Annotated in this window: 20 protein-coding genes; 11 read left to right on the plus strand and 9 right to left on the minus strand. The window is 73.6% G+C overall.

All coding sequences use genetic code 11. The features are described 5' to 3' along the window. Position 1 precedes the first annotated feature (1 nt). Together AC0GKK_RS09500 and AC0GKK_RS09505 are read left to right on the plus strand one after the other, a co-directional pair. Positions 2 to 1,240 (plus strand): bifunctional folylpolyglutamate synthase/dihydrofolate synthase, encoded by a 1,239-nt coding sequence (locus AC0GKK_RS09500; protein ID WP_489883621.1) that lies wholly within the window; start codon positions 2 to 4, stop codon positions 1,238 to 1,240. Between the two features lie 103 nt (positions 1,241 to 1,343). Next, a complete protein-coding gene (locus AC0GKK_RS09505) occupies positions 1,344 to 2,015 on the plus strand; it encodes a GntR family transcriptional regulator (RefSeq protein WP_489883622.1) in 672 nt (223 codons plus the stop codon). An 87-nt stretch (positions 2,016 to 2,102) separates the two neighbouring features. Here AC0GKK_RS09505 and AC0GKK_RS09510 read toward each other — a convergent pair whose 3' ends face one another. Further along, positions 2,103 to 2,993, minus strand: a complete 891-nt coding sequence (locus AC0GKK_RS09510) for a thioesterase family protein (protein WP_489883623.1) — start codon at positions 2,991 to 2,993, stop codon at positions 2,103 to 2,105. 145 nt (positions 2,994 to 3,138) lie between these two features. Between AC0GKK_RS09510 and AC0GKK_RS09515 the strand changes: the two genes are divergently transcribed. Further along, positions 3,139 to 5,229, plus strand: coding sequence for an ATP-dependent DNA helicase (locus tag AC0GKK_RS09515; RefSeq protein WP_489884003.1), 2,091 nt, complete (start codon positions 3,139 to 3,141; stop codon positions 5,227 to 5,229). A 73-nt stretch (positions 5,230 to 5,302) separates the two neighbouring features. Beyond that, a complete protein-coding gene (locus AC0GKK_RS09520) occupies positions 5,303 to 5,719 on the plus strand; it encodes an organic hydroperoxide resistance protein (protein WP_253066816.1) in 417 nt (138 codons plus the stop codon). Positions 5,720 to 5,736: 17 nt separating this feature from the next. Here the strand turns inward: AC0GKK_RS09520 and AC0GKK_RS09525 are convergent, their stop codons facing one another. The 4 genes from AC0GKK_RS09525 to ctaD are packed head-to-tail and all read right to left on the minus strand — an operon-like array spanning position 5,737 to position 10,144. Next, positions 5,737 to 6,357, minus strand: coding sequence for a carboxymuconolactone decarboxylase family protein (locus AC0GKK_RS09525; RefSeq protein ID WP_346105961.1), 621 nt, complete (start codon positions 6,355 to 6,357; stop codon positions 5,737 to 5,739). A 10-nt stretch (positions 6,358 to 6,367) separates the two neighbouring features. Next, complete coding sequence (locus tag AC0GKK_RS09530) at positions 6,368 to 7,123, minus strand: peptidyl-tRNA hydrolase (protein ID WP_489883624.1); 756 nt, start codon at positions 7,121 to 7,123, stop codon at positions 6,368 to 6,370. Continuing rightward, positions 7,120 to 8,343 carry a phosphoserine phosphatase SerB gene (gene serB / locus AC0GKK_RS09535; protein ID WP_476653985.1) on the minus strand — a complete coding sequence of 408 codons (1,224 nt, stop codon included), beginning with the start codon at positions 8,341 to 8,343 and terminating at the stop codon, positions 7,120 to 7,122. The genes AC0GKK_RS09530 and serB overlap by 4 nt, the downstream gene beginning before the upstream one ends. 46 nt (positions 8,344 to 8,389) lie before the next feature. Then, positions 8,390 to 10,144, minus strand: a complete 1,755-nt coding sequence (gene ctaD / locus AC0GKK_RS09540; protein WP_073576297.1) for an aa3-type cytochrome oxidase subunit I — start codon at positions 10,142 to 10,144, stop codon at positions 8,390 to 8,392. Positions 10,145 to 10,381: 237 nt separating this feature from the next. Here ctaD and AC0GKK_RS09545 point away from each other — a divergent pair, with 237 nt between their 5' ends. Further along, the gene (locus tag AC0GKK_RS09545) at positions 10,382 to 11,503 is read left to right on the plus strand and encodes an acyltransferase family protein (protein WP_489883625.1); all 1,122 of its coding nucleotides are present in this window, start codon (positions 10,382 to 10,384) and stop codon (positions 11,501 to 11,503) included. On the opposite strand, the gene AC0GKK_RS09550 is transcribed toward AC0GKK_RS09545, so the two are convergent. Continuing rightward, positions 11,496 to 12,302 (minus strand): PIG-L family deacetylase, encoded by an 807-nt coding sequence (locus AC0GKK_RS09550; RefSeq protein ID WP_208825722.1) that lies wholly within the window; start codon positions 12,300 to 12,302, stop codon positions 11,496 to 11,498. The two genes, AC0GKK_RS09545 and AC0GKK_RS09550, sit on opposite strands and share 8 nt — an antisense overlap. Positions 12,303 to 12,429: 127 nt before the next feature. Between AC0GKK_RS09550 and AC0GKK_RS09555 the strand changes: the two genes are divergently transcribed. The 5 genes from AC0GKK_RS09555 to AC0GKK_RS09575 all read left to right on the plus strand — a co-directional run bounded on the left by AC0GKK_RS09555 (position 12,430) and on the right by AC0GKK_RS09575 (position 18,417). Continuing rightward, entirely contained in the window at positions 12,430 to 14,097 is a 1,668-nt protein-coding gene (locus AC0GKK_RS09555; RefSeq protein WP_489883626.1) for a benzoate-CoA ligase family protein, read from the plus strand. Between the two features lie 96 nt (positions 14,098 to 14,193). After that, a complete protein-coding gene (locus AC0GKK_RS09560; RefSeq protein WP_208825701.1) occupies positions 14,194 to 14,637 on the plus strand; it encodes a GNAT family N-acetyltransferase in 444 nt (147 codons plus the stop codon). Positions 14,638 to 14,737: 100 nt separating this feature from the next. After that, positions 14,738 to 16,450 carry a 2,3-epoxybenzoyl-CoA dihydrolase gene (boxC, locus tag AC0GKK_RS09565; RefSeq protein WP_489883627.1) on the plus strand — a complete coding sequence of 571 codons (1,713 nt, stop codon included), beginning with the start codon at positions 14,738 to 14,740 and terminating at the stop codon, positions 16,448 to 16,450. A 3-nt stretch (positions 16,451 to 16,453) separates the two neighbouring features. Further along, the gene (boxB, locus tag AC0GKK_RS09570; RefSeq protein WP_489883628.1) at positions 16,454 to 17,866 is read left to right on the plus strand and encodes a benzoyl-CoA 2,3-epoxidase subunit BoxB; all 1,413 of its coding nucleotides are present in this window, start codon (positions 16,454 to 16,456) and stop codon (positions 17,864 to 17,866) included. Positions 17,867 to 17,976: 110 nt separating this feature from the next. Then, complete coding sequence (locus AC0GKK_RS09575) at positions 17,977 to 18,417, plus strand: hypothetical protein (RefSeq protein WP_489883629.1); 441 nt, start codon at positions 17,977 to 17,979, stop codon at positions 18,415 to 18,417. Positions 18,418 to 18,451: 34 nt separating this feature from the next. Here AC0GKK_RS09575 and AC0GKK_RS09580 read toward each other — a convergent pair whose 3' ends face one another. Further along, positions 18,452 to 19,876 (minus strand): ferredoxin reductase family protein, encoded by a 1,425-nt coding sequence (locus AC0GKK_RS09580; RefSeq protein ID WP_405418977.1) that lies wholly within the window; start codon positions 19,874 to 19,876, stop codon positions 18,452 to 18,454. Positions 19,877 to 20,019: 143 nt separating this feature from the next. Between AC0GKK_RS09580 and AC0GKK_RS09585 the strand changes: the two genes are divergently transcribed. After that, a complete protein-coding gene (locus AC0GKK_RS09585) occupies positions 20,020 to 21,042 on the plus strand; it encodes a YdcF family protein (RefSeq protein WP_489883630.1) in 1,023 nt (340 codons plus the stop codon). A 7-nt stretch (positions 21,043 to 21,049) separates the two neighbouring features. Here the strand turns inward: AC0GKK_RS09585 and AC0GKK_RS09590 are convergent, their stop codons facing one another. Next, positions 21,050 to 22,576, minus strand: a complete 1,527-nt coding sequence (locus AC0GKK_RS09590; RefSeq protein ID WP_489883631.1) for an alpha/beta hydrolase — start codon at positions 22,574 to 22,576, stop codon at positions 21,050 to 21,052. A 108-nt stretch (positions 22,577 to 22,684) separates the two neighbouring features. Continuing rightward, the gene (locus AC0GKK_RS09595) at positions 22,685 to 23,914 is read right to left on the minus strand and encodes a macrolide family glycosyltransferase (RefSeq protein WP_489883632.1); all 1,230 of its coding nucleotides are present in this window, start codon (positions 23,912 to 23,914) and stop codon (positions 22,685 to 22,687) included. Positions 23,915 to 23,941 lie beyond the last annotated feature (27 nt).

Raw genomic sequence — 23,941 nt, forward strand, 5'->3', positions numbered from 1 at the left:
CGTGTTCTCCGGACAGGACGAGCTGGAGCGGTTCCTGCTGTCGCGCCCGGCCACCGGGCGCCGCAACGGCGCCGCGCCCGACGCGCCCCGTGAGCGCACCCGCGAGGTGCTGGCCGGGCTGGGTGACCCGCAGGAGGCCGTGCGGACCGTGCACGTCGCGGGGACGGCGGGCAAGGGGTCGGTGTGCGCGTTCGTCGCGTCGCTGCTGACCCGGCACGGGTTCCGGGTCGGCGTGCAGGCCTCGCCGCACGTCTACGGCATCCGCGAGCGGTTCCGCATCGGTGACCTCCCGGTCCGCGCGGACGTGCTCGACGACCGGCTCGCCGCCGTCGCGCGTTCGGTGGCCGCGGTCGAGGCGCGCCGGGGCGAGCGCTGCTCGTTCTTCGAGGTCGTGACCGCACTCGGGTTCGCCGCCGTCGCCGGACGGGCCGACTACGCCGTCGTCGAGACCGGTATCGGGGGCAGGCTGGACCCGACGAACGTCGTCGCCCGACCGGACAAGCTGGCCGTGCTGACCGCGATCGGCCTGGACCACGTCGACATGCTCGGCAGCACGCTCGGCGAGATCGCGACGCAGAAGGCCGGGATCCTGCCGGTCGGCGGCCGCGCGGTGCTGGCCCGTGGCGGCCCCGAGAGCGACGCCGCGGTGGCCCGGGAGGCGGTGCGCCGCGACACCCTGGTCGACGTCGTGGACGTCGCCGCCGCGGCCGCGCTGGCCCGGACCGGTCCGGCGGGCACCACGGTGGACCTGGCCGGGTGGTCGGACGTGCCGCTGGGACTGCACGGCAGGCACCAGGCCGGGAACGCGGTGCTGGCGCTGCATGCGGTGTCGGTGCTCGCCCGGCGCGACGGCTGGCGGCTCGACCCGCTCGCCGTCCGTCAGGGGCTGGCCCTGACCTCGCTGCCGGGGCGGTTCGAGCGGCGGACCGTCGCGGGCACCCCGGTGGTCCTCGACGGCGCGCACGACGCACTGAAGCTGTCCGCGCTGGCCACCACGGTGGCCGAGACCCACCCGGGACGCCCGGTGACCTGGGTGCTGGCGCTGGCCCGGGACAAGGACCTGGGCGAGGCCGTCCGGGCGGTCGCCGGGGCCGGGGCGCGGGTCGTCGCGACCGGGCTGCCGGGCGGGGAGCACGCGTCGCGGCACTGGAGCCCGTCCGAGATCGCCGCGGTCGCGGGGCGGCCGGGGTGCCGGCCGTCGCCGTCGCGGACCCGGTCGACGCCGTCGACCACGCCCTGACGACCGGCGGGGGCGACCCCGTCGTGGTGACCGGGTCGTTCCGGCTGCCCGGCGCGGTCGCGTCGCGGCTGGACCGCCCGGCCGTTCCCGAGGGACAGCCCGCATGACGATCACCGAGGACGTGTTCGTGGACTTCGACAGCCCGCGGTCGCTGGCCGACCGGGCCTACGTGGCCATCCGGGACCAGCTGATCATGCTGGAGATCCCGCCGCTGGCCCCGATCGACGACGAGGCGCTGTCGACCCGGCTCGGCCTGGGCCGCACCCCGGTGCGCGAGGCGCTCAAGCGGCTGGAGACCGAGCGCCTGGTCGTGTCCTACCCGCGGCGGGGGACGTTCGCGACCGCCGTCGACATCTCCGACCTGCGCGACGTGTGCGAGGTCCGGACCGTGCTGGAACCGACCGCCGCACGGCGGGCCGCCGTCGTCGCCCCGCGGTGGCGGCGTGACGAGCTGCGTGAGCTGGCCGTGCGGGTGGGGTCGCTGGAGGCGCCGCGGATGGGCCGGATCGAGCTCATGCGGTGGGACGTGACGGTGCACCGGTCGGTGTACCGGACCGCCGGGAACCCGTACCTGGAGGACACGCTCACCCGCTACTACCACCTGGCCACACGGATCCACTGCCTGTTCCTGGACCGCATGGACCAGGTCGGCCACCACGTGCACGAGCACGCGGCGCTGCTGACCGCGATCGCCGACGGCGACGCCGACCGCGCCGAGGCCGTCAGCCGCGACCACGTCGTCGGCTTCGAGACCGCCGTCCGCGCGGTCCTCTGAATCGGGCCCTCCGCCGCCGAGATGCAGCTCAGCGGGGTGTGGAGATCCACAACTCCCGCTGAGCCGCATCTCGGTGCACGTGCGGGGTCAGTCCCGGAAGCGGAACGGGGCGAGCTTCTCCGCGAGGAGGACCGGGTCGCCGTCCTCACCCGGGGCGTGGTGGAAGCCCTCGGCCTCGGCCAGGCCGATGAGCTCGCGGTCGTGGAACAGGCCGCAGACGTAGCGGACGGTGTCCTCGCCGATCTCGGTGACCGCGACGCGCATCTGGTAGATGCCCGGGTAGTGCACCTCGGAGAGGTACTGGACAGACAGCGTCGACGGGGAGAGCCCGTCGAGCGGGCCGCCCGCGGGGTAGCCCAGCACGTCGGAGTGCAGCTCGGCGAGGCCGTCGAGGTACCAGGAGGCCAGCGCGACGTTGTTCACGTGCCGGTTGGTGTCCAGGTCGGTGAAGCGGGTGCGGACGTCCCAGCGGAACGGGTAGTTCTCGCGGACGGCGCGGGCGTCGCCGCGCTCGGGACGGACCGGGGCGGGGGCCTCGATGCGCAGGGTGGTCAGCGCGCCGCGGACCTCGTCGGTCAGCGGGGTCGGGGCGTCGCCGTCGGTGTGCACCGAGGTCGACTCGCCGGTGGCGACGCACTCGTCGCCGGCGAAGACCGCGTACCGGTAGGAGAACGACGTGGTGCCGATGTGGCTGACGCCGACGCCGATCCGGTAGGAGCCGGCGACCCGCAGCGGGGCCAGCACGTCGACCCGGATGGCGGCGAGCAGCAGCCGCACGCGGGACTGCAGGCGGGCGACCAGGTCGGCGCCGAAGGTGTCGCGCTCGACGGCGACGCGGGCGTCCTCGAACCAGCGCACGAGGGCGTCGCGGCCGATCCGGCGGCTCGGGTCGAGGTCGGCGTAGCGGGCCTCGTGCTCGATCAGCACCGGGAACATCCCCGGCTCGGGCACGGTCCGCGTCGTGATGGTTGCTGTCACCCCCCCATCGTGACGCTGTGTCGCCGCTCACCGGCAACCGGCCGTCCGATATCACACCCGGTGAGCGGCCCGGGTACGCCGGGTGCGCGGTCCCGGGTGCCGGGCGGCACGGTCACGGCCGGACCTGTCGGGGGCGCTCGGTAACCTGCCGGACGTGCCTCCCCCCTCGACGGCCCCCGTGCGGACCCAGGACCTGCCCGGTGTGCACGAGCTGCTCGAGGTGGCCGTCACCTCGGTCGGCGGCTCACGCCGCGAGGGCCAGGACCGGATGGCCGACGCGGTGCGCCGCTCGCTGTCGTCCGGCGAGCACCTGGCCGTGCAGGCGGGCACCGGCACCGGGAAGTCGCTGGCCTACCTCGTGCCCGCGATCCGGCACGCGATCGCACGCGACACCACGGTCGTCGTCTCGACGGCGACGATCGCGCTCCAGCGCCAGCTCGTGGACCGGGACCTGCCGCGCGTCGCGAAGAGCCTGAGGAAGGTGCTGGGCCGCGAGCCCACCTTCGCCATCCTCAAGGGGCGGCGGAACTACCTGTGCATGAACAAGCTCCACGGCGACATGGACGACGATCCGGGCGACGAGCAACTGTTCGACGCGTTCGCCATCTCGGCGCTCGGGCGGCAGGTGAAGCGGCTGCACGAGTGGTCGTCGGACACCGAGACCGGGGACCGCGACGAGCTGGTCCCCGGCGTCCCGGACTCCGCGTGGCGGCAGGTGTCGGTGACGGCGCGGGAGTGCCTCGGCGCGAGCCGGTGCCCGGTCGGCGAGGACTGCTTCGCCGAGAAGGCGAAGGCCGAGGCGGGGCGGGCCGACATCGTCGTCACCAACCACGCCCTGCTCGCGATCGACGCGATGGGTGAGGCGCAGGTGCTCCCCGAGCACGACGTGGTGATCGTCGACGAGGCGCACGAGCTCGTCGACCGGGTCACCGGCGCGGCCACCGCCGAGCTGACCGCGGGCACCGTCGCGACCGCGGCCCGGCGCTGCGGCAAGCTCGTCGACCAGGACACCGCGGACCGGCTCGCGGAGGCCGGTGAGGGTCTCGCCGCGGTGCTGGAGGACATGCCCCCCGGGCGCTGGGAGTCGCTGACCACCGCCGCCGCGGGCGCACTGAACGCGATCCTCTCGGCCGGGGCGGGCTGCCGGCAGTCGATGGGCGCGAACAAGCGCAGCGACGACGCCGACCCCGAGGGCGCCGCCGCGCGCAAGCTCGCCCAGGCCGTGCTCGACGAGGTCGTCGACACCGCCGCGCGGCTGCTGGAGACGTTCTCCGAGACCGACGCGGCCACGCGCCGCGACGTCGTCTGGCTGGGTGAGCAGGGGCCCGACGGCTCCCGCCACAAGGTGCTGCGGGTCGCGCCGCTGTCGGTGGGCGGGCTGCTGCGCGAGCGGCTGTTCAACACCCGCACCACCGTGCTGACCTCGGCGACCCTGGCCCTGGGCGGATCGTTCGACGCGCTGGCCCGGCAATGGGGCCTGCCCGCGTCGCAGCCCAGGGAGGCCGGGGCCACCCCGCCGTCGCGCGTCGAGGAGGGGCACGGCCCGGTCCAGGACCCGGAGGCGCCGCGCTGGCAGGGCCTCGACGTCGGGTCCCCGTTCGCGCACGCCAAGTCCGGGATCCTCTACCTCGCCCGGCGGCTACCCAGCCCCGGCCGCGACGGCCTCGCGCCGGAGACCCTCGACGAGATCGAGGGACTCGTCCGCGCCGCCGGGGGCCGCACGCTGGGTCTGTTCTCCTCGACCCGCGCGGCGAAGCAGGCCACCGAGGCACTGCGCGGCAAGCTCGACACGCCCCTGCTGTGCCAGGGCGACGACTCCACGATGCTGCTGGTCAAGCGGTTCGCCGAGGACCCGGAGACCTCGCTGTTCGGCACGCTGTCGCTGTGGCAGGGCGTCGACGTGCCCGGCCCGTCGCTGTCCTGCGTGATCATCGACCGGATCCCGTTCCCGCGCCCGGACGACCCGCTGATCGCGGCCCGGCAGAAGGCCACCGACGCGCGCGGCGGGAACGGCTTCCTGTCGGTGTCGGCGACGCACGCGGCGCTCCTGCTCGCCCAGGGCGCCGGACGGCTGCTGCGCGCCACCGACGACCGCGGCGTCGTCGCGATCCTGGACCCGCGCATCGCGACCGCGCGCTACGGCGGCTTCCTGCGGGCGAGCCTGCCCCCGTTCTGGGAGACCACCGACCGGGAGAAGGTGCACGGCGCACTGCGCCGGCTGCGCGAGTCCTCGTGACCGGCTCCACACGGCGGACGGGCCCCGACCCGATATAGGTTGTGTGCAACCAATCGAGTCCGGAGGCGCACCCGTGGCGAACTACACGACCGAGGCCACCTCGACCGGCGGCGGCCGCGACGGCCACGTCCGCAGCGACGACGGCTTCATCGACCAGGACCTGACGATGCCGCCGGAGCTGGGCGGCCCCGGGGGCGCCACCAACCCCGAGCAGCTGTTCGCCGCGGCCTACGCGGCCTGCTTCCACGGCGCGCTGAGGCTGGCCGCCCGCACGGCGAAGATCACCGTCCCCGACGACACGCAGGTCACCGCCACCATCCAGCTGGCGCCCGACGATGTGAGCTTCCACGTGGCCGCCGACATCACCGCGCACCTGCCGGGCCTGGACCAGGCGGCCGCGGACGAGCTCGTCGAGGCCGCCCACCAGGTGTGCCCGTACTCCAAGGCCACCCGCGGCAACGTCGAGGTCACCCTCACCGCGACCGTCTGACCGCGGGGCCCGGGTGCTCACGGTGCCGGGGGGATCTCCGGCGCCGGGATCTCGAAGGCGTTCAGCAGCGCCGACACCGACAGGTACATGCCGGTGAGGTGCACGGTGTCGAGCACCCCGTCGCGGCCGAGCGCGGCCTCGGCCGCGGCGTAGGTGTCGTCGGAGACCCGGTGGGTGCGGACCAGCTCGTCGACGAACCGGTGCACGACGAGCTCGTCGCCGGTCAGCACGTCGGCGGCGGTTCCGTCGTGCAGCGCCCGCACCGCGTCCTCGGCCAGCCCCACCGACCGGGCGACGGCGGTGTGCGCGTACAGCTCGTACGCCGCGCCCCAGGCCGCGCCGACGGTGAGGATCACGACCTCGCGCACGGTCGCCGACAGCGACGAGTCCCGCTGGTCGGTGCCGACCCAGCGGTTGAACGCCTTCCCGGGGCCGGGCCGCAGCACGAAGGCGTTGAACGGGCCGATGAGGCCGCCGTCGTCGTCGGTGGCGGCGAAGCCGGACTCCTCGGCCCACCGGACCGAGCCGGAGTGGAGCCGCTCGGCGGCGGCGCGCTGCTCGTCGTCGAGGACGAGGGTCTCGTTGCGGGGCAGCCGGCCGCCCCAGTCGCGGGCACCGGCGGAGGGGTGTGTGGTCACACCTGGTGGATCACCGCCCGGCGGTCCCGGCAAACGCGGCCCGGGCCACCGCGAGGCAGGTCATGGTCCCCGGATCGACCTCGGTGAAGCCCGCGTCGCGCACCCCGACCACGCCGTCGGTGCCGTCGTCGGCGGCCGGGCACAGCCGGGCCCAGGCGGCCCGGTCCGCGGTGCGCACCGCGCACACCGGTGCCGTACCGACCGGCCAGCCGAGGGCCGCACCGAGCAGCATCGTGGCGTGCCCGACCTGCGCGGCGGCCTTGCCGACCGTCATCTCCGCATACGGGGACAGCAGTACCAGCGGGGCTCCGGGATCGGGCGGGCCCGGCTCGTCGACGGGCAGCTCGGTGCCCCCGATCTGCAGCCGCGACACCGCCTTCGGGGCCTCGTCGACCGGTCCGGGCACCAGCGCGCGGGCCTCGGCGTCGCCGACCCGCACCGTCACGCCGGGCAGCTCCTGGACCGCACGCCAGTGCGCGCCGCGCGCCCGGCGGGCGATCTTGCGGATGCGCCCGTCCACCCAGGGGGCGACGGCGTCGGACCACTCGCCGCCGGGCTGGGCCCGCGGGTCGGTGCAGACGGCGACCGCGGCCGTCGCGGCGGCCTCCAGCAGCGCGGTGCGACCGGGGAGCGGTTCGCGCTCGATCCGCAGCACGACCGGCATCGCCCGGACGACGCCGTCGGCCTCCGGCGCGATGTCGCGCTCCCGCGCCCCGGACCCGTAGCGGCCCGCGAGCAGGTGCAGGATCGGCGCGGGACCGGTCACGCCAGCGGGACCCGGCGGAGCACACCCTCGGCGGCGTCGGCGGCCTCGACCTCGGTGCGGGTGATGCCCAGGACGAACAGCACGACGTCAAGGTAGGGCACCGACACCGAGGTGTCGGCGATCTCGCGCAGCGCCTGCTTGGCGTTGAACGCCACCCCGAGCCCGGCGGTGGAGAGCATGTCGATGTCGTTCGCGCCGTCGCCGACCGCGACGGTCTGGTCGAGCGGGATGTCGTGGGACTCTGCGAACCGGCGCAGCGCGACAGCCTTCCCGGCCCGGTCGACGACCTCGCCGACGACCCGCCCGGTCAGCGTCCCCCCGGAGATCTCCAGCTCGTTCGCGGCCACGAAGTCCAGCTTGAGCTCGCGGGCGAGACCGGCGATGACCTGGGTGAACCCACCCGAGACGACGCCGCAGCGGTAGCCGAGCCTGCGCAGCGTGCGGATCGTGGTGCGGGCGCCGGGGGTCAGCTCGATCCCGGCGGCCACCTCGTCGACGACGGAGGCGGGCAGCCCCTCCAGCGCGGCGACGCGGCGGGTCAGCGACTCGGTGAAGTCGAGCCGGCCCGCCATGGCCTCCTCGGTGACCCGCCGGACCTCGGCCTCGACGTCGGCCCCGGCGCGGGCGGCCAGCATCTCGATGACCTCGCCCTGGATCAGGGTGGAGTCGACGTCGAACACGATGAGCCGCTTGCTGCGCCGCGCCAGCCCGGCCCGTGTCACCGCGACGTCGACGCCCGCCTGCCGGGCCACCCGGACCAGCCGCCTGCGCAGCGTGCCGGGCGGGTAGTCGTCGGCGTCGCCCTCGGGGACCGGGGAGACGAGCAGCTCCAGCCCCGTCACCGGGTAGTCGGCGACCCGGCGGATGGAGTCGATGTTGGCGCCGACCGCGGCGAGTTCCGCGGCGATCGCGCCGAACGCGCGGGCCGTGATCGGCCTGCCCAGGACCGTGACGACGTGCGTCGACGGCGTCCGGGCGGCCTGACGGCCGTCACGCTGGATCTCGATGTGCACGGTCATGGCGATGGAGTCCATCGCCGCGCCCACCGTCTCCTGCAGGTCCTCCGGATCCCCTGCCGGCACGACGAGCGCGCCCAGGGTGAGCCGGCCGTTCACCACGACCTGTTCCAGGTCGAGCAGCTCGACGCCGGCCGTGGTGAGCGCGGTGAACAGCACGGAGCTGACACCGGGCCGGTCCGGCCCGGTCACCGTGACGAGCACGGTGGGCCGGGCCGGACCAGGAGGGACGGGGTGAGCCGCCGACACCTCAGGTCGACTTGGGGTCGTCGTCCGGCATGGATTCCTTGCCGACCTGCTGCGCGAGGACCTCGGTCGGGTGCGCCCGGTTGCCGACGTGCGCCTCGGCGCGCGCCTTCTCGACCAGGTGCGGGTAGTGCAGGTCGAACGCCGGGCGCTCGGAGCGGATCCGGGGCAGCTCGGTGAAGTTGTGCCGCGGCGGCGGGGACGAGGTGGCCCACTCCAGCGAGTTGCCGAAGCCCCACGGGTCGTCGACGGTGCAGACCCGGCCGAACCGGTAGCTCTTGAACACGTTGTAGAAGAACGGCAGCGTCGAGGCACCGAGGATGAACGCGCCGATCGAGGAGATCGTGTTCAGCGTGGTGAAGCCGTCCGAGGGCAGGTAGTCCGCGTAGCGACGCGGGTAGCCCTCGTTGCCCAGCCAGTGCTGCACCAGGAAGGTCAGGTGGAACCCGAGGAAGGTCAGCCAGAAGTGGATCTTGCCGAGCTTCTCGTCGAGGAAGCGGCCGGTCATCTTCGGGAACCAGAAGTAGATCCCGCCGAAGGTCGCGAACACGATCGTGCCGTAGAGCACGTAGTGGAAGTGCGCGACGACGAAGTAGGTGTCCGACACGTGGAAGTCCACCGGCGGCATCGCGAGCAGGATGCCGGTCAGGCCGCCGAAGAGGAACGTGACGAGGAAGCCGACCGAGAACAGCATCGGCGTCTCGTAGGTGATCTTGCCCTTCCACAGGGTGCCGATCCAGTTGACGAACTTGACGCCCGTCGGGATGGCGATGAGGAACGTGGTGAAGGCGAAGAACGAGAGCATGATCGCGCCGGTGGCGTACATGTGGTGCGCCCACACCGCGACCGACAGCGCCGCGATGGCGATGGTCGCGAAGACCAGGCCCTTGTAGCCGAAGATCGGCTTGCGGGCGAACACCGGGAAGATCTCGGACACGATGCCGAAGAACGGCAGCGCCACGATGTAGACCTCGGGGTGGCCGAAGAACCAGAACAGGTGCTGCCAGAGCACCACGCCACCGTTGGCGGGGTTGAAGATCTGGGCGCCGAGGTGGCGGTCCGCGGCCAGCGCGAGCAGCGCGGCGGTCAGGATCGGGAACGCGATCAGGATCAGCAGCGCGGTGATGAAGATGTTCCAGGTGAAGATCGGCATCCGGAACATCGTCATGCCGGGCGCGCGCATGCAGACGATGGTCGTCACGAAGTTGACGCCACCCAGGATCGTGCCCAGGCCGGAGACGACCAGCCCCATGATCCAGAGGTCACCGCCCGGCCCCGGCGAACGCACCGCGTCCGACAGCGGGGTGTAGGCGAACCAGCCGAAGTCGGCGGCACCACCGGGGGTCAGGAAGCCGGAGACGACGATGAGGCCGCCGAACAGGTACAGCCAGTACGAGAACGAGTTGAGCCGCGGGAACGCGACGTCGGGGGCACCGATCTGCAGCGGCACGATGTAGTTCGCGAAACCGAAGACGATCGGCGTCGCGAACAGCAGCAGCATGATCGTGCCGTGCATGGTGAACAGCTGATTGTACTGCTCGGTCGACAGGAACTGGAGCTCCGGCCGCGCGAGCTCGGCGCGGATCAGCAGCGCCATGACCCCGCCGACGGCGAAGAAGCCGAACGACGTCGTCAGATAGAGGATCGCGATGTCCTTCGGGTCCGTCGTCCTCAACATCTTGAGGAACGTGGATCCCTTGCCCTCACGCCGCGCCGGATACGGGCGCGTCGAGATCGGCTTGGGCTCGACGGCTGTCACCTGGGCCTCCATGCACTTGCCTGACCTGAGCACGTCCTCGCGGACGGGCAGACTCTACTTCCCGACCGGCGAGCGGCGCCCGTCCGGTTCGGGAGATCCACTCCGTGGGTCCCGGCCCGTCGCACGGCGCGCGCCGATTGTGCTCTACGGAGAGTAGAACCGACAGCCCCCGACCGCGCACTCAGGGCGCCCTTCACCCGGATCAACAGGTCGCCGGCGGTGTGCGACGGTGGAGATGTGGTGGTTCCGACACCCCCGCCGGGGACCCGTCGCCGGGAGCCCGGCTGGGACGTACTGCGCAGCACCTTCGTGCTGCTGGTCGTGCTCTACCACGCCACGCACCTCGGCCCGGTGCTCCACCCGGAGCTGGCGCCGCGCAGCGTCTCCTTCGACCACCAGGTCGGGGCGAGCCTGCTGCTGGTCGTCTCGGCCTACTTCGCCTGCGCGACGCTCGGCCGCCACTCCCCCGGGCGCTACTGGTGGGGGCGGGTCGCGCGGCTGCTGCCGGCGTTCGTCGTCGCGGTGCCGCTGGCCTGGGTGGCCCTGCGCTTCGTGTCCCCGCTGGACTGGGCGTCGCCGCCGGCACGGGAGATGGTCGTCAACTGGCTGATGCTGGGGAACTGGGACACCGAGCGCTACCCGTGGCTCGACCCGGCGTTCTGGACGTTGCCGCTGCAGCTGATGGCGTTCACCGCCGCCGCGGTGCTGAGCGTGACGCGCTGGGGGTACGGGCCGCGGCTGCGGGTGCTGCTGTGGGCGATGGTGGTCGTCCCGCTGCTGCTGTGGCCGCTGCGGGCGCGGCCGGGCGACGTCGCCGACCCGCCGTGGTGGTACCGGACCGTCGTCGACGGGCTGGGGTTCCACCGGTTGCACCTGTTCGTGGCCGGGATCGCGGTGTGGCTGTGGTCGACCCGGCGGATGCGCACCCCGCACGCGATCGCCCTGCTCGCGGTGTGCGGCCTGGCCCAGTTCGTGCACGGCCTCGAGCCGGGGCCCGACGGCGTCGTGCGGATCGACCTCGACCACCTCGACGCGGTCGCCGCCGCGCTGGTCTGCGCCGGGATCGCGCTCGTCGCCGTGGTGGCCCGGCTGCCCCGGCCGGGCTCGCGGATGCCCGCCCCGCTGGCGACGGCGGCGCGCAGGCTCGCCGGCATCTCCTACGGCGTCTACCTGGTGCACCAGACCGTCGGCTACGTGCTGATGCGCCGGCTGCAGGACCTCGGCGCCGGGCCGCTGCTGCAGTCCGCGGCGATGCTGGCGACGGCGGTGCTGCTCGGCTGGGTGCTGACCCGGCTGGTGGAACGCCCGGCCCACGCCGCGCTGATGCGGGCGTGGGACCGGCGCGCGGGCGTCACCTGAGCGGCTCGAAGACCTCGGTCCAGATCTCGGGCGCGGTGGCCGGGTTGGGCTGCGCGTCGACGATGTAGAACTCGGTGCCCAGCCCCATCGCGAACACCGGGTCCGGCATCGTCAGCATGAAGTGGTCGGGGCCCATCTGGCTGGCGTGCGCGCGCATCGAGGCCCGCTTGGTCTCGGCGTACTCGACGGCCTCGACCCGGTGGGTGATCTCGGACTCGGGCTTGCCGAACGACCCGTCGTCGGGGATCTCGGGCATCTGCCAGTCGTCGCCGCGCTCCTTCCGGAGACCGCGCATGCCGCGGAGCAGCCAGTCGCGGTTGGTGGTGTTCTGCGCGACGACCGGCACCCCGGCGAGCTCCCCGGCGCGGGCACCGACCCGGTGCACCTGGATGTGGTCGGGGTGGCCGTAGCCGCCGTTGTCGTCGTAGGTGGTGAGGACGTCGGCCTCCTCCTCCTCGAGGATCAGCGCGAGCCGCTTGGCCGCGTGCTCCACCGGGGCCTGCCAGAAGCAGTAGGGGGCGTCGTTGCTGGGCTCGCCCATCATCCCGGAGTCGACGTAGCCGAGGAACTCCACGCGGGCGACGCCGAGGGCGCGGGCCGAGGCGTGGCACTCCGCGGAGCGGCGGACCGGCAGCTGCTCCCCCTCGGCCAGGACGCCGGGTACCGGCTCCCCCAGCTCGCCACGGGTGGCGAAGACGAGGACGACGCGGTGGCCGAGCGCGGCGGCCTTGGCGAGTGTGCCCGCGGTGCCGATCGACTCGTCGTCGGGATGGGCATGGAAGCTGACGAGGGTCCCCACGGACGGTGAGCCTAGGAGCCGGTCCCGGCCGCCCCGCACCGGGCCGTCGTCGATCTACACACCGTTGACGCGCCGTCCGATGTGTGTAGCATCACAGGTCCCCGAACCGGCACAGGAGCCGTCCACCATGGCCGATGTCGTCAGCGTCGACAACGTCGATCCCGCCCACACCGCCGTGCCCGTCCCCCGCAGCGCGCAGCAGGCGCCGGAGGCGTTCAACGCCGCCGCGCACCTCACCGCCGCCCGGGTCGGGGCCGGGGACGGCGGCCGTACCGCCGTCCGGTTCCCCGGCGGCTCGCTCACCTACGCCGCCCTGACCGACCGGGTCCGGCTCGTGGCCGGCGCCCTGCGCCGGGCCGGCGTGCGGCCCGAGCAGCGCGTGCTGCTCGTGATGCCCGACGACGTCGAGCTGTTCACCGCGATCCTCGCGACCCTGTGGGCGGGCGCGGTCGCCGTGCCGTGCTCGACGATGCTGACCGGACGCGAGCTCGCCGTGCTCGTCCGGGACTCGCGGGCGACCACCGTGATCGGCGGCGAGGCGTTCGCCGCGCACCTCACCGAGGCCGTCGCGGGGGCGCCCGACCTGGAGCGCGTCGTGCTCACCGGGGCCGACCCGCTGGTCGCCGGGGTCACCTCCCTGACCTGGGACGCCCTGCTCGACGGCGCCGAGCCGCTGCCCGAGCCGCACCCGACCTGGGCGGAGTCCCAGGCGCTCTGGCTCTACACCTCGGGCACGACCGGCAAGCCCAAGGGCGCCATGCACCGCCACGACGACATCCGGTTCGTCGCCGACACCTACGGCCGCCAGGTCCTCGGAATCCACCGCGACGACGTCTGCCTGTCGGTCGCGAAGCTGTTCTTCGCCTACGGCATCGGCAACTCGATGTTCTTCCCGCTCTCGGTCGGCGCCTGCACCGTCCTGGAACCGTCCCGGCCGGACCCCGAGCACTACTCCCGCCTCGCCGAGCAGCACGGCGCGACGCTGTTCTTCGCCGTCCCCAGCTTCTGGGGCCCGATGATCGCCGCCGAGCTGCCGCGCGAGCGGTTCGCCACCGTGCGCCGCGGCGCGTCGGCGGGCGAGGCGCTGCCCGCGCGGATGTTCCACGGCGTCCTCGACCGCTACGGCTTCGAGGTCCTGGACGGGATCGGCTCCACCGAGGCACTGCACATCTTCATCTCCAACCGGCCGGGCGAGGTCGTGCCGGGGAGCTCCGGCTTCCCGGTCCCCGGCTACGAGGTGGAGCTGCGACGGCCGGACGGCAGCGTCATCGACGGCCCCGGCGAGCAGGGCATGCTCTACGTCGCGGGCGACTCCGTGTGCACCGGCTACTGGTGCCGCACCGAGGTCAACCGCGCGGTGTTCCAGGGCCGCTGGATGCGCACCGGCGACCAGTACGTCCGCGGCGAGGACGGGTCGTGGACCTGTCTGGGCCGGGCCGACGACGTCCTCAAGGTCGGGGGCATCTGGGTCTCCCCCGGCGAGGTCGAGGCCCGCCTGCTGGAGCACCCGGGTCTCGCGGAGGCGGTCGTCGTCGGGATCCCGGACGACGACGGGCTGGACAAGCCGGTCGCGTTCGTCGTGCCCCGCGACCCGGCGGCGGCGCCGTCGGAGGCCGAGCTGGTCGCGTTCTGCCGTGAGGGGCTGGCCTCGTTCAAGCGGCCGCGCGCCGTGGTCACCGTCGACGAGCTGCCCAAGACCCCCACCGGGAAGATCCAGCGCTACCGGCTGCGCGCGCACGCCGCCGCGCTGCCGGGGACCACGGGGCACCCCGGCGACCCGGAGACGGTGGTCTGAGACCCGTCCGGAGTGTCTCGATGTAGGACGTTCGCTCGACCCGGGCCGCTCCGCCGGGGTTCACTCGGCGGACACACCGACGGCGAGGAGGCCGGCGTGGACACGTGGGACTGGATCCCGGAGACCCCCGCGACCTGGGACGACCGGAAGGGCCGGGTGCTCGACGGTCTCGACCCCGCGCTGTTCGGCCTCGGCCGTCCCGGCGACGGCGACCCGCTCGGCGACGAGTGGTGGCGCGTCGAGGACACCGACGGCACGACCGTCGCCTACGGCCGGCTCGACGGCAGCTGGGGTGACGCCGAGATCCTGGTCCTCGTCGCCCCCGCGGCCCGGCACTCCGGCGTCGGCTCGTTCGTGCTGGAGCGGCTGGAGGCCGAGGCGGGCCGGCGGCGGCTGAACTACCTGTACAACGTCGTGCCGCACGGCCACCCCGACCCCGAGCCGGTCACCGCCTGGCTCACCGCGCGCGGCTTCGCCCGCAACGACGTCGGCGAGCTGCGCAAGCAGGTCCCGGCCGCGCTGGTGCAGAACCAGGGCTGAGCCGGCCCGGGCCACACCCCGATACTCCACACTCTTCCGTCGCCACGTCATCTGGTTGTAGTCTTTGATGGCCGCAACGACGCGTGGAGGAGCGGAGTCCATGAGCAGTGCAGACCCGTCCGTCGACCCGGACGACGGAGACGTCCCTCGGGTGGACTTCGACCGCGACCCGTCGGGCTACCGGCACTGGCAGCTCGCGCTCGACCCGGACGACCCCACGGTCGCGTTCGTGAAGCTCGACGTCGACGAGGCGGGCGGCCTCGTCCCCGGCTACGAGCTGAAGATGAACTCCTACGACCTCGGCGTCGACATCGAGCTCTACGACATCACCCAGCGGCTGCGGTTCACCCATCCCCGGGTCAGGGCCGTCGTGCTGACCAGCGCCAAGGACCGCAACTTCTGCGCGGGCGCGAACATCCGGATGCTCGCCGGGTCCTCGCACCCGTGGAAGGTGAACTTCTGCAAGTTCACCAACGAGACCCGCAACGGCATCGAGGACGCGACCGCGTACTCCGGCCAGACCTGGATCGCCGCCGTCAACGGCACGGCCGCCGGCGGCGGCTACGAGATGGCGCTGGCCTGCGAGCGGATCCTGCTGATCGACGACAACTCCTCCACCGTCGCGCTGCCCGAGGTCCCGCTGCTCGGTGTGCTGCCCGGCACCGGCGGCCTCACCCGCGTCACCGACAAGCGCCGCGTCCGCAAGGACCGCGCCGACGTGTTCGCCACGAGGTCCGAGGGCTTCGGCGGGAAGCAGGCCGTCGAGTGGAAGCTCGTCGACGAGGTGATCCCCAAGCGCCGCTGGGACGAGACCGTGGCCGAGCGGGCCGTCGAGGCCGCGGCGGCGTCGACGCGGCTGCCCGCGGACGACGGGATCGAGCTGCCCCCGCTGGAGCGCACCGAGACCGCCGACGGCATCACCTACCCGCACGTGCGCGCGGAGTTCGACCGTGACCGGGGCCTGGTGGAGATCACCGTCGACGGGCCAGGGGGCGGTGTCCCGGAGAGCATCGAGCGCGTGCACGCCCTCGGCGCGGACTTCTGGCCGCTGGCCATGACCCGCCAGCTCGACGACCTGATCCTGCGGCTGCGCAGCAACGAACCCGAGCTGGGCACCTGGGTGATCCGCACCCGGGGCGACGTCGAGGACGCGCTGGCCTTCGAGCGCGTCATCGAGCAGCACTCGGGCGACGACTGGCTGGTCAACGAGATCCGGCACTACTTCAAGCGCACGCTCAAGCGCCTGGACGTCACCAGCCGCAGCCTGATCGCGCTGGTCGAGCCGGGCTCCTGCTTCGCCGGTGCGCTGCTGGAGCTGGCCCTGGCCTGCGACCGCCAGTACATGCTCGACGGCACGATCGAGGGCGACGAGCAGGGCGACGAGGCCCAGATCATGCTCACGGCGTCGAACTTCGGCACCTTCCCGATGCCCAACGGGCCGTCCCGGCTCGCGAGCCGCTTCCACGGCGACGACGACCACGTCGCCACGCTCCGCAAGGAGGTGGGGCGCCGCCTCACCGCGGGCGAGGCGCTGGAGCTGGGTCTGGTCACCGACGCCCCGGACGACATCGACTGGGACGACGAGGTCCGCATCATGCTCGAGGAGCGGGCCTCGCTCTCGCCGGACGCGCTGACCGGGATGGAGGCCAACCACCGGTTCGTCGGGCCGGAGACGATGGAGAGCCGCATCTTCGGCCGGCTCACCGCCTGGCAGAACTGGATCTTCGTGCGCCCGAACGCCTCCGGGCCGGAGGGCGCACTGCGCAAGTACGGGACGGGCCGCAGGGCCGACTTCGACCGCAAGCGGGTGTGAGCCATGAGCATCGACTACTCGGAGAAGATCCCCAACAACGTCGACCTCGCCGGGGACCGCAAGCTGCAGCGTGCCCTGGAGTCCTGGCAGCCCAACTTCCTCACCTGGTGGAAGACGATGGGCCCGGCCGTCCCGACCCAGGACGTCTACCTGCGCACCGCCGTCGACGTCGGCAAGGAGGGCTGGGCGCAGTTCGGGCACGTCGCGATGGAGGAGTACCGCTGGGGGGGGTTCCTGGCCGAGCGCTCCGACCACCGCCGGATCGCCTTCGGCGAGAACCGCGGCGAGCCGGTCTGGCAGCAGGTCCCCGGCGAGTACCGCGCCGACCTGCAGCGCCTGATCGTCATCCAGGGCGACACCGAGCCCGCCTCGGTGGAGCAGCAGCGCCGCCTCGGCGAGACCGCCCCCAGCCTCTACGACCTGCGCAACCTCTTCCAGGTCAACGTCGAGGAGGGCCGCCACCTCTGGGCGATGGTGTACCTGCTGCACGCCTACTTCGGCCGCAACGGCCGCGAGGAGGCCGAGGCGCTGCTGCAGCGCAACTCCGGCGACCTGGACAGCCCCCGCATCCTCGGCGCGTTCAACGAGGAGACCCCGGACTGGCTGTCGTTCTTCATGTTCACCTACTTCACCGACCGGGACGGCAAGTACCAGCTCGGCACGCTGAAGGAGTCCGCCTTCGACCCGCTCTCGCGCACCTGCGAGTTCATGTTGAAGGAGGAGGCCCACCACATGTTCGTGGGCACCACCGGCATCGACCGGGTGATCCAGCGGACCTGCGAGCTGATGCGCTCCCACGACACCGCCGACATCGCCCCGCACGGCGGCATCCCGCTGGACGTGATCCAGAAGTACATCAACTTCCACTACTCGGTCAGCCTCGACCTGTTCGGCTCCGAGCAGTCGACGAACGCGGCGAACTACTTCACCGCCGGACTCAAGGGCCGCTGGCAGGAGGAGCGGCGTCGCGACGACCACGTGCTGACCGAGGACGGCTACGGCATGGAGCAGGTCCGCGACGGCGGCGTCGTCACCGACGAGGTCCCGGCCCTGCTGGCGCTGAACCTGGACCTGCGCAACGAGTACGTGAAGGACTGCCAGTCCGGGCTGAAGCGCTGGAACCGCATCCTGGAGAAGAACGGGTTCGACGACCGCGTGTACCTTCCGCACGTCGGGTTCAACCGGCAGGTCGGGCTGTTCTCCTCCCACGAGCTCACCCCGAAGGGCGACCTGATCTCCGCCGACGTGTGGGCGTCCCGCCAGGACGACTGGCTGCCGTCGGAGGCGGACCGGACGTTCGTGCAGAACCTGATGCGCCCGGTCTACGAGCCCGGGAAGATCGCGGGCTGGATCGCGCCGCCGTCGAACGGGATCAACGGCAAGCCCTTCGAGTACGAGTACGTCCACCTCGCCTGATCGTCCACACCGGACCGTTCACCGAGAGTGGTCACCGTTCGCCGACCGGGTGACCGTTCGCCGCCCGTCGCGCTCGCGTGACCCCGGGATCGGGCCCGTTGACTGACCCCGTGGTCACAGGACGGGGTGCGGCGGGCACACAACGCGACGACGACGCCGGCGACACCGCCGACCGGGTCGGCGGGGCGGGTGTAGCCGCCCGGTTCGGCCGCGTCGCCGCCGACGACGCGTCGCCCCCGGTGTTCGGCACAGCCCCGTGGGGCTACCGGCGGGCCGAGGTCGACGCCTGGGCGAGCTGGGTCGCCCGGCTCGTGGAGCAGGGTCGCCGGGAGACGGTCCGGGCGGACAGCGCGGAGGCCACCCTGCAGGCGACCCTGCAGCGCCTCGACGAGCTGGAACGACGGCGCGACCCGGCTGCCGCGCTGCCCCGTCGTCGTCCCGGTGCGGCGGGCACGCCCGTGCCACCCGGCAGCGAGGAGGTGCAGCGCCTGCGGGTGGTCGAGACGACCCTCGGTGAGGTCATGGCGCTGCTGCAGCGTCTGGCGCCCTGACCGGCCCGCCCCGCCCGGGCTCCCGGACGCGTCGTCAGCCGAAGTTCTCGACGTGCACGCGCCGCTCCGGCACCCCGGCGTCGAGCACGGTGCGCCGGACCATCGCGGTCCACCGGCCGGGCCCGCACACGTACACCTCGCGCACCGCGATGTCCGGGATCCGGGCCCGCAGCGCGGCGAGGTCGTCGGCCCGGCCCGCGTCGGCGCCCCACCACGACCCCGTCCCCCGGCGACGCCCCGGCGAGGCCACCACGTGCAGGTTCCGCTCCCGGGCGAGGCGGGTGAACTCCCGCGCGAACAGCGGCTCGCGGGTGAAGCGGTGCACCACCACGACGTCGGCGGACTCGTTGAGGAACTTCTCCGCCAGCGCCCGCAACGGGGTCATCCCGACGCCCGCGCCGATCAGCGCGACCCGCGGGCTGGTCCGGGTGCGCGGGGTGAGCCTGCCGTAGGGGCCCTCGATGTAGACCCGGGTGCCCTGCCGCAGGTTCGGGACGGCGGCGCTGCCGTCGCCGAGCTGCTTGACGGTGATCCGCAGCGAGCGGGCCGTCGGCGGTGCCGACAGCGAGTACGGGTTGCCCGCGGGCCAGCCACGCCCGGACCGGAACCGCCAGACGAAGAACTGCCCGGCCGAGGCGCCGAGCTCGCGCAGCCGGTCGCCGGTCATGTGCACCGACACGCTGCCGTCGCCCTCGGGCAGCACCGCGGCGACGGTGATCCGGTGGCGGCGCGACCGGAGCACCGGGACCGCGACCCGCCAGACCACGACGGCGAGCACCGCGGCGGACCACAGCCCCCACCAGAACACCGTCCGCGACGGCGAGGTGGTGAACTCCCGCCCCGCCCACAGCTGGTGCGGCAGCGCGAGGAACACCCCGGCGTAGCCCCACAGGTGCAGCAGGTGCCACCACTCGTAGCGCAGCCGGGTGCGGATCCACCGCGCGCTGGTCACGACGACGAGCACCACCAGGACGGTGCCGAGCGAGGCCGCGACCATCCCGGGCCGGGTCCACGTCAGCTGCCAGAACCCGGCGGGGACGCGGCCCGCACCGGCGGGGCCGTGCGCCCAGCTCGCGCAGCCGACGTGCGCCAGCATCCCGGCGAACGAGGCGATCCCGGTACCGCGGTGCAGTGCGATGAGATGCCGCTGGCCGAACGCGTGCTCCAGCAGTGGGATCCGGGCGGCGAGCAGCACCTGCCCGAGCAGCAGCAGCGACGCCAGCAGCCCGCAGAGCCGTCCGGTCTCGGCGACGGCCCCGGTGCCGCCCCCCAGCAGCCCGGTCGCGCCCCCGCCGTCGACCCACCAGGCGAGCACGAGCAGGACCGCGAGCGCGGCGAGGACGCCCGTGGCACGGCGGACCCGGCGGTCGGCGCGGGCGACGTCGCGCGCGGGGACCGGTGGGTCCGGCTTGAAGCGGCCACCGGGCACGCGCACGGTGGGGGCGAAGAGGGACGACACAGTGCCGTCATCCTCCCCGACGCCGGGCGTCGCCGTCGCCGGACCCGGTCCGGCGCACCGGGCCGACCGCCGGCCGCCACGGCCGGGTGGCCGCCCGGGCCGTCCGGGGCCGGTCCGTGGGGCGGGGAGAAGGATCGTCGTCGATGTCCGACTCGTTCCTCACCCTGCTCGTGACCGTCCTCGCGGTCGTGCTGCCCGTCGTGCTCGCGGTCGTCGTCACCGTGTTCACCGTGCGGCGGATCCGGCGCGACCCCCGACGGCTGGGCAACGCCTACTGGCTGCTCGCCGCGGCGGTGAGCCTCGGGTGGGTGCTCGCGCTCGCCGGGTCGGGCGGCAACCCCGTGTTCGGTGCGCTCGTGCTCGCCGTGGTGCTGTCGCCGCTGATCACGGTGGTGTTCGCGGTGTTCTGCGTCCTCAACGGCGCGGTGATGCTGCGCCGGGAGCGTTTCTCACTCGGCAACTCGCTGTCGCTGCTCACCGGCCTGGCGATCATCGGGCTGCTCGTCGCGGTCTGGCCGGTGCTGGCGCTGCACTCGCTCGTGCTGCGCGCGCTGTGGCTGGCCTGCCTGCTCGCGGCGGCGTTCCTGGCGTTCCAGTTCGCCGCGTTCCTCGGCTACGCGCGGCTCTACCGGTGGCTGGTGCGCGACCGGCCCGCGGACTGGGTGGTCGTGCTCGGCTCCGGGCTGCGCGGCAGCGAGGTGCCGCCGCTGCTGGCGTCGCGGATCGCGACCGGGATGGACGAGCTGACCCGGCGTGGGGCCGGACGGCTGGTGCTGTCCGGCGGGAAGGGCGACGACGAGCGGCTCGCCGAGGGCGAGGCGATGGCGCGCTGGGCCGCGGCGCACGGCGCCGACCCGGCGGTGCTGACCGCGGAGACCGACTCGCGGACCACCGAGGAGAACCTGCGGTTCAGCTCGGCGCTGGTCGGCGACGGCCCCGGGGTCATCGTGACCAGCAACTACCACGCGTTCCGGGCCGCGCTGCTGGCCCGGCGGCTCGGCGTCGACGCCCAGGCCGTGGGGGCGCCGACCGCCGGCTACTACTGGCCCAGCGCGGTGCTGCGCGAGTTCGTCGCGGTGCTGCGCGAGTACCGGACGGCGAACGCGGTGCTGCTGGCCCTGGTCGCCGTCCCGGTGCCGCTGGTGATCCTGCTCGTCGCGGGCTGAGCCCGCCTCACCCGCCCGCGGCCGCCGGGGACGGCGGCGGCAGCGGCGGGCACTGCCGGTCCGACCGGTCCCCGCCGGTGCGCTTCGGCAGCGCGCCGGTGAGCAGGTAGTCGGCGACCGTGTCGTCGGTGCAGGCGATCCCCGACAGCGACGACGAGTGGGTGTGCCCGCCGACGCCCTCGACCAGCGACGAGCCGGGGAAGGTCCGCCGGGCCTGGAGTGCGCCCTCGTAGGGGGTGGCGCCGTCGTAGGTCTCGGAGATCAGCAGCGGGCCGGTCCGCAGCGTCCCGGCGACCTTCGGTGCGGGCCCGGGCTTCACCGGCCAGTCCCGGCACGGCGCGTTGTACCAGGCGTTGCCCCAGGTCTCGAACGGCGCCTTCCGGTCGGTGGCGGTGTTGTCGCGCTTCCAGGTGGCCCAGTCGTGCGGGAACGGGGCGTCGGTGCACTGGGTGGCGAGGTAGACGGCGTAGTTGTTGTCGTCGGTGGGCGAGCCCGCCTGGTCGTAGGCGGCCTTGAGCTTCGCCGCGTCCTTCTTCGTGCCGGCGACGAACGCGTCGGCGACGGAGGTGTACTCCCCCACGTTGTAGCCGGCGCGCAGGAAGATGTCGGTCCACTCCGAGGACCCGATCCTCCCGCCGAGCGGGGCCTTCCGGAACTCCGCGGCGAGGTCGTAGAAGCGCTTCTCGACGGCGTCGCCGGTGGTACCGAGGTGGTAGGTGGCCTCGTTCTTGGCGACCCAGTCGAAGAAGGTCTCGATGTTGCGCTGGAACGCGACGTCCTGGTTCAGGTTGGCCCGGTACCACCAGTCACGGGGGTCGGCGACGCCGTCGAGGACCATCCGGCGGACCTTGTCCGGGAACATCGTGGCGTAGACCTGGCCGAGCATCGTGCCGTAGGAGAAGCCGTAGTAGTTGATCTGCTTCGCGCCGAGCGCCTGGCGGATCAGGTCCATGTCACGGACGGTGTCCTCGGTGCGCAGGTGCGCGAGCAGCTCGCCGCCGGCCTTCCCGCAGGCCCGGGCGTAGGCCTCGGCCTTCGGCAGCCACGCCTTCTCGGCGCCGTTCTCCGGCCGGTAGTCCGGGCGCGCGTAGCCGCCGTAGTCGGGGTCGCAGCTGAGCGCGGGCCGGCTGGTGCCGACGCCGCGCGGGTCGAAGCCGATCCAGTCGTAGGCGGCACCGGCGTTCTTCGGGACGGCGGAGCCGAGCCGGGACAGGCCCAGCCCGGGGCCGCCCGGACCGCCGGGGTTCACGAGCACGACGCCCTGGTACTGCGCCTGCGGGACGGTGTGCCGGACGCGCGAGACCGCGATCTCGATCTTCTTTCCGGCGGGCTTCGCGTGGTCCAGCGGGACCTTCAGGAAGCCGCACTCGGCCCTGGCCTGCTGCAGCGACGGGCTGCTGCACGCACCCCAGACGATGCCCGACCCCGGCGGCGGCGCGGGCGGTGCGGGTGCCGCGGGCGCGGCCACGGCGGGTCCGGCGGTCCCGAGCGTCACCCCCACGGCGACGAGCAGCGTGATGATCGTCCTGCGCACCGGCTCCACCTCTCCGGGCGCACGCGCCCGCCCCCCGACCGAGAGGCCGACCGTGCCACCGGCGACGCTGCGTCCACAATCGCCGCGCCCGACGGTGGCCCGAACGGATCAACGTGAAACGGACGTCTCAGCCGCGACCGCCACAACCCCGACGAGCGCGCAGGTCGCGCACCGTGCGGACGGGGCGAGCCCCTCGACGACGTCGGCGGCGGCCGCGGCCCCGCCGGCCGCGCGGGCGGTCGCCTTCTCCTCGGCGCAGCGGCGCGCGACCTCCTCCGACGAGGACACCCGCAGCACCGCCTCGCGCAGCGTCTCCGGGGTGACAGCGTCGGCGGGCAGGTGCTCGCCGACCCCGAGCGCGGCGATCCGGTCGGCGTTGCCGAACTGGTCCACCGCCTGCGGGACCGCGACCATCGGGACGCCGTGCCACAGCCCCTCGGTGCAGCCGCCCATCCCGGCGTGGGTGACGAACGCCGACGCGTGCGCCAGCACCGCGAGCTGCGGCACCCATTCCCGGACGGTGACGTCGTCGGGGACCTCGCCGAGGTCGGCCGGGGCGACGTGCGGGCCGGTGGCGAGCACGGTCTGCCAGCCGGTGCCGGTCATGGCGTCGATGCAGGCCCGCCAGAACCGCGGCCGGTCGGTGTAGGCCGAGCCGAGCGACACCAGCAGCAGCGGGGCCGTCGGCTTGGGCCACAGCCCCTGGTGCGAGCGGTCGCCGATGACCGGGCCGACGAAGGTGTAGCGGTCGCGGTCGACCCGGTCGAGCTCGGGCTGCATCGCCTCGGGGATCAGCGCCACCGAACGGTCGGGGCGGCCGAGGAACTCCCGGCTCCCGACACCGGCGCCGACCTCGTCGAGCCAGGCGTCCAGCTCGGCGCGCCAGGCGAGCCCCTCGGGGGTCTCCAGGAACGCGAAGGCCTCGGCCATGTCGGTCTCGAAGCCGTCCCAGGCCACCATGTGCGGGGACAGCTCCACCCGCGGGATGCCCCGGACCCGGGAGAACGCGTGCCCGGCCCAGCCGCTGCCGTCGTAGCAGACGACGTCGGGGTGCTCGTACTGCAGCGCGTCGGCGATCTGGTCGTAGGCGGAGCGGGCCTCGGCGGAGAACAGCCGCATGGCCTCGATCCCGCCGTCGGGCCACTGCTCGCCCTTCGCCGGGTCGGGCAGGTCGGTGCGGATCCGCAGCGGCGTCGCCCCGGTCGCGGCGACGGCCTCGGCGAACCGCTCCGGGACCGGGTAGGTGACGCGGTGGCCGCGGGCGACCAGCTCGGCCATCACCGGCAGGTTCGGGTGGACGTGGCCGTGCGCGGCGGTGGTCGACATGAGGACGTGCACGACCCGAGTGTGCCTTGACCGGCCGGT

The organism is Pseudonocardia sp. P-1 (assembly GCF_058111925.1).

Coding starts and splice junctions, on each gene's coding strand:
- AC0GKK_RS09505 (WP_489883622.1), top strand. CDS start 1,344: ATGACGATCACCGAGGACGTGTTCGTGGACTTCGACAGCCCGCGGTCG.
- AC0GKK_RS09555 (WP_489883626.1), top strand. CDS start 12,430: ATGGCCGATGTCGTCAGCGTCGACAACGTCGATCCCGCCCACACCGCC.
- boxC (WP_489883627.1), top strand. CDS start 14,738: ATGAGCAGTGCAGACCCGTCCGTCGACCCGGACGACGGAGACGTCCCT.
- boxB (WP_489883628.1), top strand. CDS start 16,454: ATGAGCATCGACTACTCGGAGAAGATCCCCAACAACGTCGACCTCGCC.
- AC0GKK_RS09585 (WP_489883630.1), top strand. CDS start 20,020: ATGTCCGACTCGTTCCTCACCCTGCTCGTGACCGTCCTCGCGGTCGTG.